Source organism: Kribbella sp. NPDC003557, from assembly GCF_040610805.1.
In the GTDB taxonomy this organism is placed as follows: domain Bacteria; phylum Actinomycetota; class Actinomycetes; order Propionibacteriales; family Kribbellaceae; genus Kribbella.
In genome coordinates, this window is record NZ_JBEXMY010000004.1 from 749,298 (window position 1) to 764,775 (window position 15,478).

Below are 15,478 nucleotides of genomic sequence, written 5' to 3' on the forward strand. Positions count from 1 at the left end.
GATCAGGAGGTGATCTCCGGCCGGCTACATCAGGCCGACCGACCGGGCCGTGCGCAACGCCGCGGAACGCTTCTCGACGCCGAGCTTGCGGTACAGCGACATCAGGTGCGTCTTCACGGTGTTCTCGGTGATGTAGAGCGCCTGGGCGATCTCGCTGTACGACGATCCGAGCGCCAACTGCTGCAGCACATCGGCCTCGCGCGCGGTGAGGCGGATCCGGACACCGCTGACGACGGCGTCGAGGTGACGCACGGCCGGGGCAGCCAGGTCCGGCCGGGTCCGGCCCAGCAGGGTCTTCCCGCCCGCGTCGCTCCAGGAGTACTGGTACCCCGAGAGCCCTTCCAGGACGACGGAGGCGAACGGATGCGGATTCGGGCCGGCGACGTTCTTGCGCACCTGGTCGAGGAACACCGTCTCCCGGCCCACGGGGACCAGTGAGTGCAGGGAACGTTGCGGCGTCACCCGGTTCAGCGTGTCGAGCAACGAGGCCTCGGCGGCGGACTCGTCACCGGCACGGACCAGCAGCACGGTCCGGAACGACGCCGCCGCACACGCCAGCGGCGGATGCACCTCCCGGTCGCTCAGCGCCTCGTCGATCCTCGTCACAGCGGTTCTCGCGTCGGCGTCCTGGATCGAGAGGACGGCCCGGACGAGCTCCGCGTCCGCATCGTTGCCGGTCTCCTCGAGGATCCGCACCTGATGGTCGACACCGTGCTTGTCACCGATGAGAACCGCCAGGCGGAACCGCAGCAAGGCGAGATCCCGCGAGAGGAACGACGGCAACGGGCCCGCCGCCGCGGGATCGGTGTTGATCTCCGTCAACGCCTCGTCGAGGCGTCCCGACTCGACCAGCAGCACGGCCCGCAACATCATGCACAGCGCGGCGACCACGGTGTCGGCACCGGCCATGTCGGCGGAGGAGGCGAGCCGGTGCCAGTGCCGGGCGCTGTCCAGATCGAGCTGGTTCAACGCCGCGAACCCCAGGACGACATGAGCCCGGACGCTGTACTCCTGCGGCAGTTCCGCGTCGCCCACAGTGTCGAGCGCGGCCTGGGCCGACTGTGCCGCACTCAGTCCCTGGCCACGCACGTACTGCACCACGGACCGATGGGCGAGCGCGGCGGCGATCAGCCGGGTATGGCCGACCCTGCGTGCCGTGACGAGGGCCTCGTCGAGATGGGTGAGCGCGGCCTCGAGATCGTCGGCCCAGGTCTCGGCCGCGGCCAGCTCGATGAGAGACCAGGCCAGCCGCTCCGGACCGAGCACCGGACGGTGCCGGCCCGCGGCGGTCGGACCGTCCACCGCCAGGAGCTTGCGGGCGCGGTCGATGGCGGCGTGTACGTCGTACCAGCCGTAGCGGGACTCCCACAGGCGGAGCAGGATCGTGTCCGCGGCCAGCGCGTCGTCGGCCGGTGTCAGCTCGCGGTTCTGCGCGGTCGTCAACCGGTCCGCGGCGGCCGAGTCCATCACCGCCCCGGTCACGTCGCCGGCCACCAGCCGGGTCAGGCCGCGGACACCGAGCAGCTGCGGGTGCGCATCGATGTAGCCGGCCGGGAGGGCGTCGAGGCCCGCGGCGACGAGGCTCTGCTCGCCGGCCGCGAGCAGCTCCGGACCGTGGACCAGCAGAATGTGAGCGACGAACTCGGCGTCGTCGCTCAGCAGGGAGTTGTGCAGCGCGGTCCTGGCATCACCGTGATTCTCGTAGTACAACGCCGACCGGTGGTGCGCGTCCGCGACCGTTCGCGCGGCCTCCGGACTGGTCGCGACCTTGCGGCGCAACAACTCGACGAGCAGCGGGTGATAGCGGTAGAGCGGTTCACCGCCCGAACCGTCGGAGTACGCCGTGACCAGGAGCCCGTTGGCCGCCAGGTCGCTGAGCATCGGACCGGCCTCGAGATCACCGCTCAGCACCGCAGCCATCTCCGCCGTCACCGAGTCGGCCTCGTAGGTGCCCAGCAGCATCTCCAGTACGCGCTCGTCCAGCGTCGTCACGGTCTCGCCGAGCAGCAGGTCGAGCACCGGCGGCTGGCTGACGAACAGCTCGTCGCTGTCGCCCGCCGCGGCGACCCGCCGGGCGGCGAGGACCAGCGCCGCCGCCCAGCCCGCCGTCTTCTGCTGGCACACGACGATGTCGTTGGGCGTCGCGTTCCGGGCGTGCGCCCGGACCAGAGCCGTGGCCTCGGCATCGGTGAAGCGCAGATCGCGCGCACGTAGCGTCAGCGCCAGCCCTTTCAGCTCCAGTTCCGGAACCGGCAACGGAAGGTCGTAGCGGGTGGCAAGTACCAGCCGGACTGCCGCCTGCGGCCGGGTCAGCGCCCGGGCGATTGCTGCGATGTCAGCGGTCGCCAGCAGGTGCGCGTCGTCGACGACGACCGGCACCGGCTGCCCGGCGGTGTCCGATGCGGGCTCCAGCTGGGCCCTGAGGGCCCCGGGCGCCTGACCGGAGATCCAGACCACGGGCCGTCCCGACTGCCGCCGCCGCTCCACCCAGTCCGACAGCAGGACCGTCTTGCCCGTGCCGGCCGGTGCCACCAGCATCGTCAGCGGGGTCCGCACCCCGAGGTCGAGCGCGGAGTGCAGCCGCTCACGGGACACCAGGGTCAGCGGGGGCTGGGGGATCCGGCCTGACGTGCGGTCCTGACGACGCACACCGTCGTGTTGCGGCGTCGGGACTGTCACGGGCCCCGCCTCCCCCGGCCGCCGTGCCCCCTGAGCTCAAGGCCCTCTTGGCTCCCCAGGATTCCGAGACTATGCGCTCCGCAACCATTTGGGCAGGCCGATCCGGGATTTTCCTGAGAATCGCAGGTCATTCACGGCGCCGGGGCACCGTCGGCACCTTCAGGCCGATCCAGACGGCGACCGCGACCAGCAGGCCGATACCGACGAACCAGCCCCACAGGCCCTCCGACACCGGACCGAGCCGGCCGAGGCCGAGCCCACCCGGGTCCTGCTGCTCCTGGAGGGCGGCGATGTAGGCGATGATCGACCGCTTGTCCTCCGGCAGCAGCACGGCGTCGGAGAACACCGGCATCTGCTGCGGACCGGTCAGCATCGCGAGGTACGCGTCCCGCGGCGTGGTGTGCATCAACGACGGTGCGTACCGGCCGTTCGGCAACGCACCACCGCGGCCGGAGAAGTTGTGGCAGGCCGTGCAGTTCGTCCGGAACAGTTCGCCGCCGCGGGTGATCTCCTCCTGGGTGACCTTGCTGATGTCGTACGCCTCCGCCGGCGGTACGGCGGGGCCGGGCGCGAGCGAGGCGACGTACGCCGCCAGCGCCGCGGTCTCCTCCTCGGTGTACACCGGCGGCTTGCGGGGAACCTGGGCGCCGGGCTGCACGGCCGGCATCCGCCCGGTTCCGACCTGGAAGACGACCGCGGCGGCGCCGACCCCGATCAGCGACGGACCGGTGAACCGGCCGTCCCCGTCCGTGCCGCCCTCGGCGTGGATTCCGTGGCAGCTCGAGCAGCCGACCGCGAACAGCTTCCGTCCTTCTTCGATCTGCTGCGACTGCGGTCCGTCGGCGCCCGCGGCGCCGTCCGGCGCCAGTGCGCCGTACCCGAACGCCACCGCGACCAGGGCACCGCCGATCACCAAGATCCTCGCGAACCGGCCCCGCCGCAGCGGACGAGCTGTGCTCATCTGTCGATCCTTCCCGGCGTCGGGTGCCGTGCTCAGCGGGCGTCGCGCTTGGCCTGGCGGCGCGCGCCCGCAGCCCTGGTCGACGCGTCCTTCTTCAGGCCGCCGGTGGTCTTCACGGTCCGTGCCCGCGGCTTGCCGTCCGGCGCCGGCTGCTCGGCAGCTCGCGTCGTCGCGGCCGTGAGGGCGGCCGGCTTCTCCGCCCTGGCCGCCGCGAGCCGTTCGCTCCGGAGCTCCATCGACGCCCGCCGCGCAGCCGCCGCGACCTCACGGCTGACCCGTGCCAGGACCGACTCGAACAGCTCGGCCTTGTCCCTGTCACGCTGGTTCTTCGGGTACGCCATGCCGCGCCCGCCGCTGGCGGCGACACCGGCGCTCGCCGCCCGCCGGTAGTTCTTGACGTACTTCGTGCGTGCCCGCCGGATCCGTTGGTGCAGTTCCAGCAGCTCGTCCTCGTCGAGCCCCTTCAGGGCGTCGCGCTCGGTCTCCGCGACCAGCAGCCGCTCGGCGTCGGTCAGTGACATCAGCAAGCGTTGGTTCATCGCGGGTCACCCATCTGCGCGAAATGGTCCGGCTCAGGTGCCACCCTGCCCCGCGCGCGCCGTGTGCGGCTCACCCGTCCGGGGTGAGTCCGGAGCCGCCGGCCCTGGTCACTCCTGCTGATCGCCCTCGACATCCGGGTGATCCGGGCGCTGACCCGCCCGGGCGCGATCCGGACCTGACGCGCGGGTCTCGCGCTCGGCGAGGGTGGCGCCCACCTGGGCGCCGACGACGGCCGACGCGACGATCAGCAGCGCGAGGATCACCAGCCAGGAGATCAGCGCGATCGCCACGCCGATGACGCCGTACCGCTCCGCGTTCTGCTCGATCAGGTGCGGTACGTACCGGCTGCCCACGGCGCCCACGAGCACCTGGCCGAACGCGCTGACGACGGCCCCGGGCAGCAACAGGCGCCACGCCACCCGCCGGGTCAGCAACAGCCAACTGGCGACCCACCAGCCGGGGACCGCGACGACGGTCTGTGCCAGGACTGTGACGATCCGGCCGCCGGGCAACTCGTCTGCCAGGCTCGCGAGGTAGGCGAGCGCCATCAGCATCAGGAGGACGAGGCACGCGCCCTGGATGCCGTGGACGGTGCCGCGCAGTCCCCGGGCGGGAAGCTTCCATGCCGTCTCGTAGGTTCGCTGGACCGATCGCGCGAAGCTGCTCGCCGACACCAGGACCGTCAGGACACTCAGGATCGTCAGGCCGCCGGACGCCGACGGCGGGCGGCCGAACAACGAACGGACGGCGTCGGCGGCCCCCGCGGTGAGCTCGAACTTGTCGATCAGCCAGTCGGCCAGCGCCAGCGCACCCGAGCCGCTGAGCATCGTCGCCACCACGATCAGCAGCGGAACCAGCGCGATGAAGGCCTTGCCGGCCAGGGTCAGCGCCCGGTCGTACAGCCGGATCTCGAGTGCGGCCACGACGATCCGGCCGATCAGGGTCGTCCGGACCCGTTCGACGAATCGCCGCACACGCGGATGCTCGGCCCACTCCCGCTTCATTCGCCGCCCTTCGCCGTCGCCGGGCCGGTGCGTCCGCCGTCGGTCCCGGTCCAGCGCCCGCAGTCCGACGCTAGGCGCGCGAGCACCCGGCGGACTCACCCCGCACGGATGAGGGCCGCGTCCGGGCCCCTCGCTCCCCCAGGAAGGGTGATGCCCGGCGGCCGGAGGCGGTGCAGAGTCGGCGCTGTCGAGCACGGAAGAGGGCAGAGACATGGCTCATTACGTCATTCGGGTGCAGGGCGATCTGTCGCCGGAGCTGACCGACGTCTTTCCCTCGCTGGCCGCGGATCACGAACCCGCGCAGACGGTCCTGCACGGCGACCTCGACGACCAGGCGGCGCTGGCCGGCGTACTGAATCACCTGGACACGCTCGGCGTCACGATCATCGAGGTCGTCCAGGTACCACCACCGCGAGTCACCCGATCCGGGTGATCCGGCGAGAAGGGAACTGACATGTCATTCTGGGACGTCGTGTGGTTCATCATCATCAGCTTCGCGTTCGTCGCGTACCTGATGATGCTGTTCTGGATCCTGACGGACATCTTCCGTGACCGGGAGACCTCCGGCATCGTCAAGGCGATCTGGATCATTTGCCTGTTCTTCCTGCCGCTGCTGACCGCGCTCGTGTACGTCATCGTGCGCGGCGGGTCCATGGCGGAGCGCCAGGCGAGGAGTGCCCGGGCCGCGCGGCACGAGCAGGAGAACTACATCCGGGACGTCGCGGGCACGGCCACGCCGGCCGATCAGATCGCCCGGGCCAAGGCGATGCTCGACGACGGCACCATCTCGCAGAGCGAGTTCGACACGCTGAAGGCGAAGGCGCTGGCGGCGTGAGGGCTGTGTGAACAGCGGCGGCTAGTGGACCCGCCAGTCGTAGACGACCGCCGTTCGCAGCAGCAGGTCCTGCAGCGAACGGCGGCGACGGCCGAAGATGCACAGCAGCAGCCCGATCGGGAACGCGACGTAGAGAACCGCCCGCACCAACGCGACGTAGGACCGCACCGGTCGTCCGCCGGCGCCGACGACCCGCAGCCCCATCACGCGGCAGCCGTACGTCCGCCCGCTCAACCACCACGCCACGAACAGGTAGCCGGTCAGCACGCACAGGCCGACCGTCCGGCTCACCACCGACGACACGCTCACGAAATGGAACTTCCTCGGGTCGACGACGAACAGCGCACCGTTGACCGCCAGGTATCCGGCCGCCAGCAAGGCGAGCACGAAGACGACGTCGACGATCCCGGAGGCGGCCCTGCTCACCAGCCCAGCCGGTTTCCCCTGGTACGGCCGCGCCCCCACCGGGACCGCACCCAGGCTCACGGCTCCGTCCGCGCCGCCGTCGGTGCATGCTTGCGGCTGAACCGCACCCGGATCCGGCCGGTCGCCCTGTCCACGGCGTCGTCGCCCGAGATCCCCTGCATCCGCGCGCCCTGGACCGTGTCGGAGGTCAGCGAACCGGTCGACTGGCGGATGATCTCGGCGACGTCGACCTCCGCGATCACGCCCTCGGCCAGGCCCGCGATGTCCATCCGGCCGACCACCGCGTCGAGATCGACGTCCTGGACGATGCTGTTCACGTCGACGTACCGCTTGACCGTCTCGGTCAGGTCGATCCGGTCGAGCACCAGGCGCAGCAGGGTACGGACCACGTCGTCACTCAACGAGGTCAACCGATCCCAGAGCTCGTCCTGCTCCCGCTCGCCGCGCCGCGCCAGCTCGACCACCCAGCTGTCCACGCGATCGTGTCCGGGGACCTGGACGCGTCCAGGCACCTGGAGGACCGTGGCGACAGCCTGCTTCGCACCGCGACCGGCGGCGACGGTGCGCGCGACCACCAGGGTCGAGGCCCCGATGACCACATCGAGGGCGAAACCCGGACCCCGATGCGCTGCCGAACCGGGCTCGTCCGGCCCGGACGCCTCTGCCGTGTCCATCCCTCATCATCGGCACACGATCCCGTCCGGCACCTCATCCACAGCGGGCGAGACGAGGGCTGCGGATGAGGTGCCGGACGGGGTGGCCGACGCTGCTCCCGGCGCCGATGACGCATGATGGCGGCATGGACGACATCATGGGACTGGCGCAGGAGCTGGCCGAGATCAGCCGGCTGGTCGAGGACGACGACGTCACCAGCACGCTGGGCCGATTCGTCAGCCGGATCGTGCGGACCGTGCCCGACTGCGACGCCGCCGCGATCGCGGTGCTCGCGGACGACGAGGTCGAGATCGTCGCCCGGCACGACGCGACGGACCGGACCTCCGAGCCGGCCCAGCCCATGTTCACCGCTCAGCTGATCGCCGCTGACGGTCCGTTACACGACGCGCTGGTGTACGGCGAACCGCACCGGATCGGCGACCTGGCCGCGGACCACCGCTGGCCGAAGTTCGCCGCCGCCGCGATCAACGCCGGCTACCGGAGCTGCCTGTTCCTGCCGCTGCCTGCCGAAGGCGACGCGGCGGCGGCCTTCAGCCTGTTCTCCGCCGCCCCGGACGCGTTCGGAAGCACGTCGTACGACGTGGCGCTGCTGTTCGCGCTCAACGCCGGGGTGGCCTTCGACAACATCCAGCTGTTCGACGACAGCCGGACCCTGATCGAACAGCTCCGGACGGCACTCGTCACCCGCAACCTGATCGGTCAGGCCCAGGGACTGCTGATGCACCGGTACGGCATCACCTCGAGTGTGGCGTTCGACGTCCTCAAACGGTGCTCCCAGGACGGCAACATCAAGCTCCGCGAACTGTCCCGCGAATTCGTCGACGCACAGAACAACGACGGGCTCTCCGCGGCGCTCCGCAAGCGCGGCCTGCGGGCAGATTGAGGACAGACTGAGGGCGGATCGAGGCGGCTGATTGCCTTCCCGGTTCCCCAACGGATCCGGGAAGGCAATCAGCGGGCCGGGTCCGCGCTCTCTGCTGAACGGCGGACCGGTCAACTTCGCGACCCACCGGTACCCAACGCTTCGGCAGACATGTACGTCGGTCCGTGACAGGCGTTGCGGTTTCCGGATTGCATCGACTGTGCATAGATTTGGGGTGTCCAGCCGGCGAGCCGAAGGAGCCCGATGAGACCGCGTAGCCGAGCGGCTCGACCAGCGCGTCCGCATGGCCGATGACCTCGGGCGCCGCTGGTTGTTCGCGGACCAGCTCGGACCTCACTTTCTCGATCAGCTGCGGCAACCGGTGCTGCTGGTCGAGTCCCGCAACGCGTTCGCCCGGCGCCGCTTCCACCGGCAGAAGGCACATCTGGTGCTGTCCGCGTTGCGCCACCGTGCCGTCGAGCTGGGTCGCCAGGCGAGGTTCGTCCAGGCGGACACCTACACCGCCGCTCTCGCCCAGATCGACGAGCCCTTGACGGTCTGTGGACCGACGACGCACGCCGCGCAGCGTTTCGTCGAACGACAGGAGTCGGTGACCGTCCTGCCGGCCAGAGGTTTCGTGACCAGCCGCGCGGACTTCGCCAACTGGGCCGCGAACCGGGGCCGACGGCGCCTGCTGCTGGAGGATTTCTACCGCGACGTCCGCGTCCGGCGGGAGATCCTGATGGACGGGACCACACCTGCCGGCGGTCGCTGGAACTTCGACCACGACAACCGGCAACCGCCACCGCGGGGCAGCAGCCGGCTCGGCGCACCCGATCCGTGGTGGCCGGAGGAGGACGAGATCGACGTCCAGGTCCGCGACGACCTGGATCGGTGGGAACGCGACGACTCGGTCGGTTTCGTCGGATCGGACGGTCCGCGGCGGTTCGCGGTGACCCGCTCCGAAGCCCTGTCCGCCCTGCAACACTTCGTCGAGCATCGGCTGCCCGTCTTCGGCGCGCACGAGGACGCGATGCTCGCGGGTGACGACTGGATGGCGCATTCGCTGCTGTCCGCTCCGCTCAATCTGGGCCTGCTCGATCCCCTCGAGGTCGTCGAAGCCGCCGAGGAGTCGTACCGCTCCGGGCACGCACCGATCGCCGCGGTCGAGGGCTTCGTCCGCCAGATCATCGGCTGGCGTGACTGGACCTGGCATCTGTACTGGCATTTCGACCAGGAGTACCGCACCCGGAACGCGCTGAACGCACGCCGCCACGTACCGGACTGGTTCCAGGATCTGGATGCTGAGGGCAACGTTCAGGCCCGATGCCTGTCCGAGTCGCTGCGCGGCGTCCGGGAGAACGGCTGGGCGCATCACATCCAGCGCCTGATGATCCTCGGCAACTACGCGCTGCAGCGCGGCTGGCGTCCGGACCAGGTGACGGACTGGTTCCACCGCAGCTTCGTCGACGGCTACGACTGGGTCATGGTCACCAACGTCGTCGGCATGTCCCAGCACGCCGACGGAGGCCTGCTCGCCACCAAGCCGTACGCCGCGGGCGGCGCGTACATCAACAAGATGAGCGACTACTGCGGCAGTTGCCCGTACGACCCGAAGGTGCGCGTCGGTCCCGACGCGTGCCCGTTCAGCGCCGGGTACTGGTGGTTCCTGAGCAGGAACGCGGAGCGGTTGCGCGACAACCATCGACTGGCACGCCCGCTGAAACAGCTGGAAACGCTCGAGGGCATCGAGGAGGTCGTCCTCCAGGAGCACGACCGAGGCTCCGAAGCCCCTTGATCGAGCGGATCGACCATCGACGGACCGGAAGGAACAGGTCGTGGAAGACGCCGACGTGATCGTTGTAGGAGCAGGGCCGGCCGGTCTTGCCGCGACCGTCCACCTGCAGGCCGCGGGCCTGCGGGTGCTGCTGCTGGAAGGATCCGACGAGGTCGGCGGCCGGGTGCGCACGGACGTGGTCGACGGCTTCCTCCTGGATCGAGGCTTCCAGGTGCTGCTCCCGGCGTACCCGGAGCTTCGGCGCCTGCTGGACCCGCAGAGCCTCGACCTCAGATTCTTCAGCCGCGGTGTGGTCGCCCAGGGAAGCGACGACAGGTGGGACCTCGACTTCTCCGCACGGGACCGCGAGACCCTGCTGTCCTTGGCGCGGTTCGCGGCCAAGCGCCCGCTGGACGCGCTGGCGGTCGGTGCCCTCACGCTCCGCGACACCACGGTCGCCCCGAACCGGATCCGCGCGGCGGTACCCACCGAGACCGGCCGCGAGCTGGCGAGGTGGCGGATCTCGCGGCCCACGATCGAGGAGGTCTTCCGGCCGTTCCTCGCCGGGGTCTTCCTGGATCCCGAGCTGACGACGAACTCCAAGCTGCTCCACCTGCTTTGGCGGTGCTTCGTCCGGGGCGGCGCCGCAGTACCGGCCGACGGGATGCGGATGCTGCCGCGCGCCCTCGCCGGCCTCGTCACCGACGATGCACTCCGCCTGTCCACAACCGTCGCCTCGGTCGACCGTGGAGCCGTCAGAACGGCAGATTCCGCCGTACCGCTGCAAGCCCGGGCCGTCGTGGTCGCGACCGACGGCGCGGCGGCGTCCACGCTGGTACCGGGGATGCGCGCCCCGGAGTGGAGCGGCGTGACGACCTGGTACTTCGCGGTCGACGAGCCGCCGCTCCGCCGCCCGACGCTCCTGCTCGACGGCGCCTCCGGCTCGCTGATGAACACGGCGGTCATGAGCGAAGTGGCGCCGACCTACGCGCCCGGCGGGCGGGCCCTCGTCGAGGCGTCGGTCCCGGGCGACACCGGCGCAGTGAGCGCGATCAGGTCCCGGCTCGGTGAGCTCTACCGGACGTCGACCAGTGGATGGGAGCTCGTCGCGGAGTACCGCATCCCGCACGCTCTGCCCCGGATGAAGTCGAACCACGTCTTCACCAGTCCGGCCAAGGTCGGAACACAGCTCTACGTCTGCGGTGACCACCGGGACACCAGCTCGATCCAGGGCGCGCTGGTGTCCGGGCGGCGGGTGGCAGCAGCAGTCGCTCGCGATCTCGCGCGGTGACCGCGGGCCGCGCGATCAGCCCTGCGGCCGGCCGAGGAGGTGCCGCAGGGCAGGTTCGAGCTCCGAGTACCGGAACACGTGCCCGGCCCCGGCAAGGCGGGTCGGCACCACACGTTGGTTGGCCTCGGCCAGCTCCTTGGCGCCCTCGGCTCCGAGCACGAGCCGCGGGCCGAACGACGGGGTCGGCACCAGCGCCGGCCGATGCAGGACCCGCGCCAGCGTGTCCGCGTACTCCTGGTTACGGACCGGCTCCGGTGCGACGGCGTTCACCGGACCGCTGAGCTGCTCGTCGTACAGCGCCCGGTGGTAGATGTCCAGGAGGTCGTCGATCCCGATCCAGGCCTGCCACTGCTTGCCGCTGCCGAGGCGACCGCCGAGACCGGCGGCGAACAACGGGTAGAGCGCCTTCAGCGTGCCGCCCGCCGGCGTCTGCACGAGCCCGGTCCGGACCTGCACGACCCGCAGCCCGCCCGCGGCCGCCGGCTCCGTCGCCTGCTCCCAGTCGCTCACCAGCTCGGCGAGGAAACCTTCGCCGGGGGCACTGTCCTCCGCCAGCTCCTCGTCACCGCGGTCGGCGCCGTAGTACCCGATCGCCGACGCGGAGACGAACACCGACGGTCCTGTGTCGGTCGTGGCCGCGAGCTCCGCCAGGACGGTGGTCGGACCGATGCGGGAATCCCGCAACTGCTGCTTGTGCTGCGGTGTGAAGCGGCCGGCGATCGAGGCGCCGGCCAGATGGACGACGGCGTCGATCCCTTCCAGCAATGCGCGATCCGGGCTCGCCGGGTCCCAGCGACGCTCGCCGGTGTCGCGCGGTTCGCCGCGGACCAGCTTGACGACGGTGTGACCGGCGGTGCTCAACAGGGCGCAGAGCGAGCGGCCGATGGTTCCGTGCGTCCCGGTCACGGCGATCGTCAGCGGGCGCATCCCCGCGGCACGCGCCCGCTGCTGCGCGGCGAGGTCGTCGGCCAGTTGCCGGTGCCGGTAGTCCAGCATCGAACGCAACAGGAATCCCGGGACGTTGCTGCGGATGTCGTCGACGACCCTGGTGTGATCGTCGTCCTCGGCAACGAACTCGTGGGTGTGCCGCCACTGCACGACCTGCCGCGCCAACGGCGTGTCGAACTCGTCCACGAACCGCTCCGGCGCCTCGGCCGAGCTGTGCCGCGCGATCCAGCGGAAGCCCAGCGGGAAACCCAGCACCGCGGTGCCGCCGGCCAGGTCCGTCGCCTCCTGCTCGATGCTGACCGGCATCCAGGGCGGCGTCAGCCGGACGATCGCTCCCGGCCGCTCGTGCCAGGCGAACACCTCCGGCCGCGGCGCCGCGACAACAGCCGAACGAGTGAGTCCCATGAACGGTTACCTCCGGATCGGGCCTGCTGGGTTCCCCACGCCGGCCAGCATCTCACGAACCGCCGAGGGTTTGATGCCTCACTTCTGCATAAATTTCGCCGGCCCCGCATCCGTGCCGCCGGCTGCGTCGGAAGAGGGAGTAAGTAGTCCGATCCTAGGAGGGTTCCTATGTCCGTGCGTCGAGTCAGTGCACTGCTCGCCACCGGCCTCGTGGTCGCCGGCGCGCCGGTAGCCGTGGCTGCCAGCGCCGAGGCGAAGCCGGCCGCCACCTCGTCCGTGTCAGTACTGCACGCGGTGCCCGGTGCGACGGTCGACGTCTACGCCAACGGCAAGGCACTGCTGACCAACTTCAAGCCCGGTACCCTGACCGACCCGGTCAAACTCCCGGAGGGCACGTACGACCTCAAGGTCACCGCGGCCGGTGCGGGCGCCGGAGGTGCGGCGGTCATCCAGGCGAACGACGTCAAGGTGCCGGGCGGCGCCAACATCACCGTCGTCGCGCACCTGTCCGCGGCCGGCAAGCCGGTGCTGACGCCGTACGTCAACGACGTCTCCAAGCTCTCGGCCGGCCAGGCCCGGATCACCGTGCGGCACGACGCGGCGGCCCCCGCCGTCGACGTCCGCGCGAGCGGCAAGCCCGTGTTCAAGGGGCTGACCAACCCGAAGGAGGCCAAGGCCGACCTGCCGGCCGGCACGGTCAAGGCCGACGTGGTCCTCGCCGGAACGTCGACCGTCGCGATCGGCCCGGCCGACGTGAACCTCAAGGAAGGCACCAACACGATCGTCTACGCCTGGGGCAGCGCCGCGGACAAGAACCTGAAGCTGGCCGTCCAGACGATCAGCGGCCTGCACGGCAACCCGTCCGGCGTCCCGGGCGGAACCGGCGGTCAGGCCGCCGCGCAGGACTCGTCCACGAGCATGCTGTGGCTCACCGGCGTTCTGGGCCTGGTTGCTCTCGGCATGATCGGCTTCGGTACGGCGGCCATCCGGCAGCGTGCCCGGTCGTGAGAACCACCCGCGGTGCGGCCGTCGTCCTGATGGCCGCACTCCCGGTCTTCGGCCTGGCGGCCGGCTGCTCGTCCTCCGGCGCAGCACCGGCCGGCAGTGACCGAAGCGAGCGGACGGAGCAGACCGCGTCGGTGTCCCCCACCACCCCTTCACCGGCGCGGCCTACCGCTCCGTCCGCTCCCCCGGCCACGGCCGGCAACGGGATTCGCGTCCGGCCGGCCGATCCGCCGACCGCGACCAAGGCGGCGCTGCCGACCCGCTTGGGGCTCGACGCCATCGGGCTCGACGTACCGGTCGTAGCCGTCGGTGTCGCGGCCGACGGGCAGATGGAGCTGCCGCCGAATCCGGCCGTCATCGGCTGGTACCGCTTCGGGCCGAGTACCACCGACCAGCGAGGCTCCGTCGTCCTGGGCGGCCACCTCGACAGCAAGCAGTACGGCGTCGGTCCGCTGGCCCGGCTCCGCAAGGCCCGGCCCGGCGACACGGTGGCGATCCGGCTGAGCGACAACTCGACGAGCACGTACCGGGTCCGGACCGTCGAGGACATCGCGAAGTCCAAGCTGGCCCTGGACCGGGTCTTCGATCGCGACGGTGCTCCGCTGCTGCGGATCATCACCTGCGGCGGGCCGTACGATCGCAACGGCGGCGGCTACCGGGACAACCTCGTCGTCACGGCGGCGCCGGTTTGATGGGGGATTCGCTACAGTGCCGTCTGTGACCAGCATCGAGGCCGGCGCGCCGTCGCCGGCCGACATTGCGAAAGGTCTGGCGGAAGGGCGCGAGCAGAGCCTCGCGGACGCTTACCGGCAGTGGTCAGGCCTGGTCTTCACCCTGGCCCTGAGAGTTCTCGGGGACCGCGCCGACGCCGAGGACGTGACCCAGCAGGTGTTCGTGTCCGCCTGGCGCGGGCGGACGAACTTCGATCCGTCCCAGGGCGAGCTCGGCGCCTGGCTGACGGGTATCACCAGGCACCGCATCGCGGACCGGCTCGCCGCCCGGGCCCGGGAACATCGCAAGGCCGAGGCGGCCGGCGGCCTGCTGCACACCGACGTATCATCCGAGCGCGTCGACCAGGACACCGTCGACAAGGTGTTCCTGGCCGACGAGCTGGCCAAGATCGACGACCCGCGCAGAACCATCCTTCGCCTCGCCTTCTACGAAGACCAGACGTACCCCGCGATCGCCGAGCAGCTCGAGCTGCCGCTCGGAACCGTGAAGAGCCACGTCCGGCGCGGCCTGCTGCACCTGCGTGACAGACTGAAGGAGGTGAAAGGTGACGACACATCTGGATGAGGAACGGCTGGCCCAGTGGGTCATCGACGGCGAAACACCCGATGACGCCGCCGCCGATCACCTGCGACTGTGCGACCACTGCCGCGAAAGCCTGAAGGAACTCCAGGCAGTAGCCGGTCACATCGGCGACCTGCCACGCCTGGACACGCCCCCCGCGGACGTCTGGGCCCGAATCGGCGCCGAACTCGCCTTCGACGCGTCGTCGACGCAGGCACCCCCACCCGACGCCCCGACCACCACGCCGAACCAGAACAACAGCACCGCCCACACCCAACCAGAGCCGCCCTCACCCGGTTCCTCCATTGCTGAGTTCAGGCGAGCGCGGCGACCCATCGGCAGGACGGCGTTGGCCATTGCCGCGTGTGTTGCTGGGGTGGTGGGGATCGGGGTCGGTGCGCTCGGCGCGGTGCTGGTCACCTCCGACGACTCGGATCGGCCGACCTCCGAGGCGGTCGCCAGACTGGAGCCCCTGGCCGGGAAGTCCGGCGACGGTAACGCCGACCTGCTCCGGGGCGCCAACGGGATCGAGCTGAAGGTGACCGCGACCGGGCTGGCGGCGAAGCCGGGCTTCTACGAGGTCTGGCTGATCAACGAGGACGGCAAACGGATGATCTCGCTCGGCGTGCTGAACCCGAGCACCGGCGGAACCTTCCAGATCCCGTCCGACCTGACCGGCCAGGGCTACCGCATCGTCGACATCTCGCTCGAACCGGACGACGGCAACCCGGAGCACTCCCACGACAGCATCATCCGGGGAACGCTGCCCAGCTGACG

General features: G+C 70.6%; 16 protein-coding genes. 9 read left to right on the forward strand and 7 right to left on the reverse strand.

What is annotated here, in order from left to right; translation table 11 throughout:
- Positions 1-24: 24 nt before the first annotated feature.
- From ABZW60_RS19910 to ABZW60_RS19925, 4 genes are all read right to left on the reverse strand, one after another.
- Positions 25-2,679, reverse strand: coding sequence for a LuxR C-terminal-related transcriptional regulator (locus ABZW60_RS19910; RefSeq protein WP_355478774.1), 2,655 nt, complete (start codon positions 2,677-2,679; stop codon positions 25-27).
- A 127-nt stretch (positions 2,680-2,806) separates the two neighbouring features.
- A complete protein-coding gene (locus ABZW60_RS19915) occupies positions 2,807-3,640 on the reverse strand; it encodes a c-type cytochrome (RefSeq protein ID WP_355478775.1) in 834 nt (277 codons plus the stop codon).
- Positions 3,641-3,672: 32 nt separating this feature from the next.
- Entirely contained in the window at positions 3,673-4,179 is a 507-nt protein-coding gene (locus ABZW60_RS19920; protein ID WP_355478777.1) for a hypothetical protein, read from the reverse strand.
- 108 nt (positions 4,180-4,287) lie between these two features.
- The gene (locus ABZW60_RS19925; RefSeq protein WP_355478779.1) at positions 4,288-5,184 is read right to left on the reverse strand and encodes a YhjD/YihY/BrkB family envelope integrity protein; all 897 of its coding nucleotides are present in this window, start codon (positions 5,182-5,184) and stop codon (positions 4,288-4,290) included.
- A gap of 211 nt (positions 5,185-5,395) precedes the next feature.
- Here ABZW60_RS19925 and ABZW60_RS19930 point away from each other — a divergent pair, with 211 nt between their 5' ends.
- Positions 5,396-5,617 carry a hypothetical protein gene (locus ABZW60_RS19930; RefSeq protein WP_355478781.1) on the forward strand — a complete coding sequence of 74 codons (222 nt, stop codon included), beginning with the start codon at positions 5,396-5,398 and terminating at the stop codon, positions 5,615-5,617.
- 21 nt (positions 5,618-5,638) lie between these two features.
- Entirely contained in the window at positions 5,639-6,019 is a 381-nt protein-coding gene (locus ABZW60_RS19935; protein WP_355478783.1) for an SHOCT domain-containing protein, read from the forward strand.
- 21 nt (positions 6,020-6,040) lie between these two features.
- On the opposite strand, the gene ABZW60_RS19940 is transcribed toward ABZW60_RS19935, so the two are convergent.
- Complete coding sequence (locus ABZW60_RS19940) at positions 6,041-6,505, reverse strand: RDD family protein (protein ID WP_355478785.1); 465 nt, start codon at positions 6,503-6,505, stop codon at positions 6,041-6,043.
- Positions 6,502-7,119: a hypothetical protein gene (locus tag ABZW60_RS19945; protein WP_355478787.1), complete on the reverse strand. Its 618-nt coding sequence runs from the start codon at positions 7,117-7,119 to the stop codon at positions 6,502-6,504. Before ABZW60_RS19945 ends, ABZW60_RS19940 begins: the two co-directional genes overlap by 4 nt.
- A 125-nt stretch (positions 7,120-7,244) precedes the next feature.
- Between ABZW60_RS19945 and ABZW60_RS19950 the strand changes: the two genes are divergently transcribed.
- The 3 genes from ABZW60_RS19950 to ABZW60_RS19960 all read left to right on the forward strand — a co-directional run bounded on the left by ABZW60_RS19950 (position 7,245) and on the right by ABZW60_RS19960 (position 11,050).
- On the forward strand, positions 7,245-8,003 hold the full coding sequence (locus ABZW60_RS19950; RefSeq protein WP_355478788.1) for a GAF and ANTAR domain-containing protein: 759 nt from the start codon (positions 7,245-7,247) through the stop codon (positions 8,001-8,003).
- A gap of 283 nt (positions 8,004-8,286) precedes the next feature.
- Positions 8,287-9,780: a cryptochrome/photolyase family protein gene (locus ABZW60_RS19955; protein WP_355478789.1), complete on the forward strand. Its 1,494-nt coding sequence runs from the start codon at positions 8,287-8,289 to the stop codon at positions 9,778-9,780.
- A gap of 40 nt (positions 9,781-9,820) precedes the next feature.
- Positions 9,821-11,050, forward strand: coding sequence for an NAD(P)/FAD-dependent oxidoreductase (locus ABZW60_RS19960; RefSeq protein ID WP_355478791.1), 1,230 nt, complete (start codon positions 9,821-9,823; stop codon positions 11,048-11,050).
- A 15-nt stretch (positions 11,051-11,065) separates the two neighbouring features.
- Here ABZW60_RS19960 and ABZW60_RS19965 read toward each other — a convergent pair whose 3' ends face one another.
- Positions 11,066-12,403 (reverse strand): TIGR01777 family oxidoreductase, encoded by a 1,338-nt coding sequence (locus ABZW60_RS19965; protein WP_355478793.1) that lies wholly within the window; start codon positions 12,401-12,403, stop codon positions 11,066-11,068.
- 168 nt (positions 12,404-12,571) lie between these two features.
- Here ABZW60_RS19965 and ABZW60_RS19970 point away from each other — a divergent pair, with 168 nt between their 5' ends.
- The 4 genes from ABZW60_RS19970 to ABZW60_RS19985 are packed head-to-tail and all read left to right on the forward strand — an operon-like array spanning position 12,572 to position 15,476.
- Entirely contained in the window at positions 12,572-13,411 is an 840-nt protein-coding gene (locus ABZW60_RS19970; protein WP_355478795.1) for a DUF4397 domain-containing protein, read from the forward strand.
- On the forward strand, positions 13,408-14,100 hold the full coding sequence (locus ABZW60_RS19975) for a sortase (protein ID WP_355478797.1): 693 nt from the start codon (positions 13,408-13,410) through the stop codon (positions 14,098-14,100). Before ABZW60_RS19970 ends, ABZW60_RS19975 begins: the two co-directional genes overlap by 4 nt.
- A gap of 25 nt (positions 14,101-14,125) precedes the next feature.
- Entirely contained in the window at positions 14,126-14,704 is a 579-nt protein-coding gene (locus ABZW60_RS19980; protein ID WP_355478799.1) for a sigma-70 family RNA polymerase sigma factor, read from the forward strand.
- Positions 14,685-15,476, forward strand: coding sequence for an anti-sigma factor (locus ABZW60_RS19985; protein ID WP_355478801.1), 792 nt, complete (start codon positions 14,685-14,687; stop codon positions 15,474-15,476). The genes ABZW60_RS19980 and ABZW60_RS19985 overlap by 20 nt, the downstream gene beginning before the upstream one ends.
- The last annotated feature ends 2 nt before the right edge of the window (positions 15,477-15,478 follow it).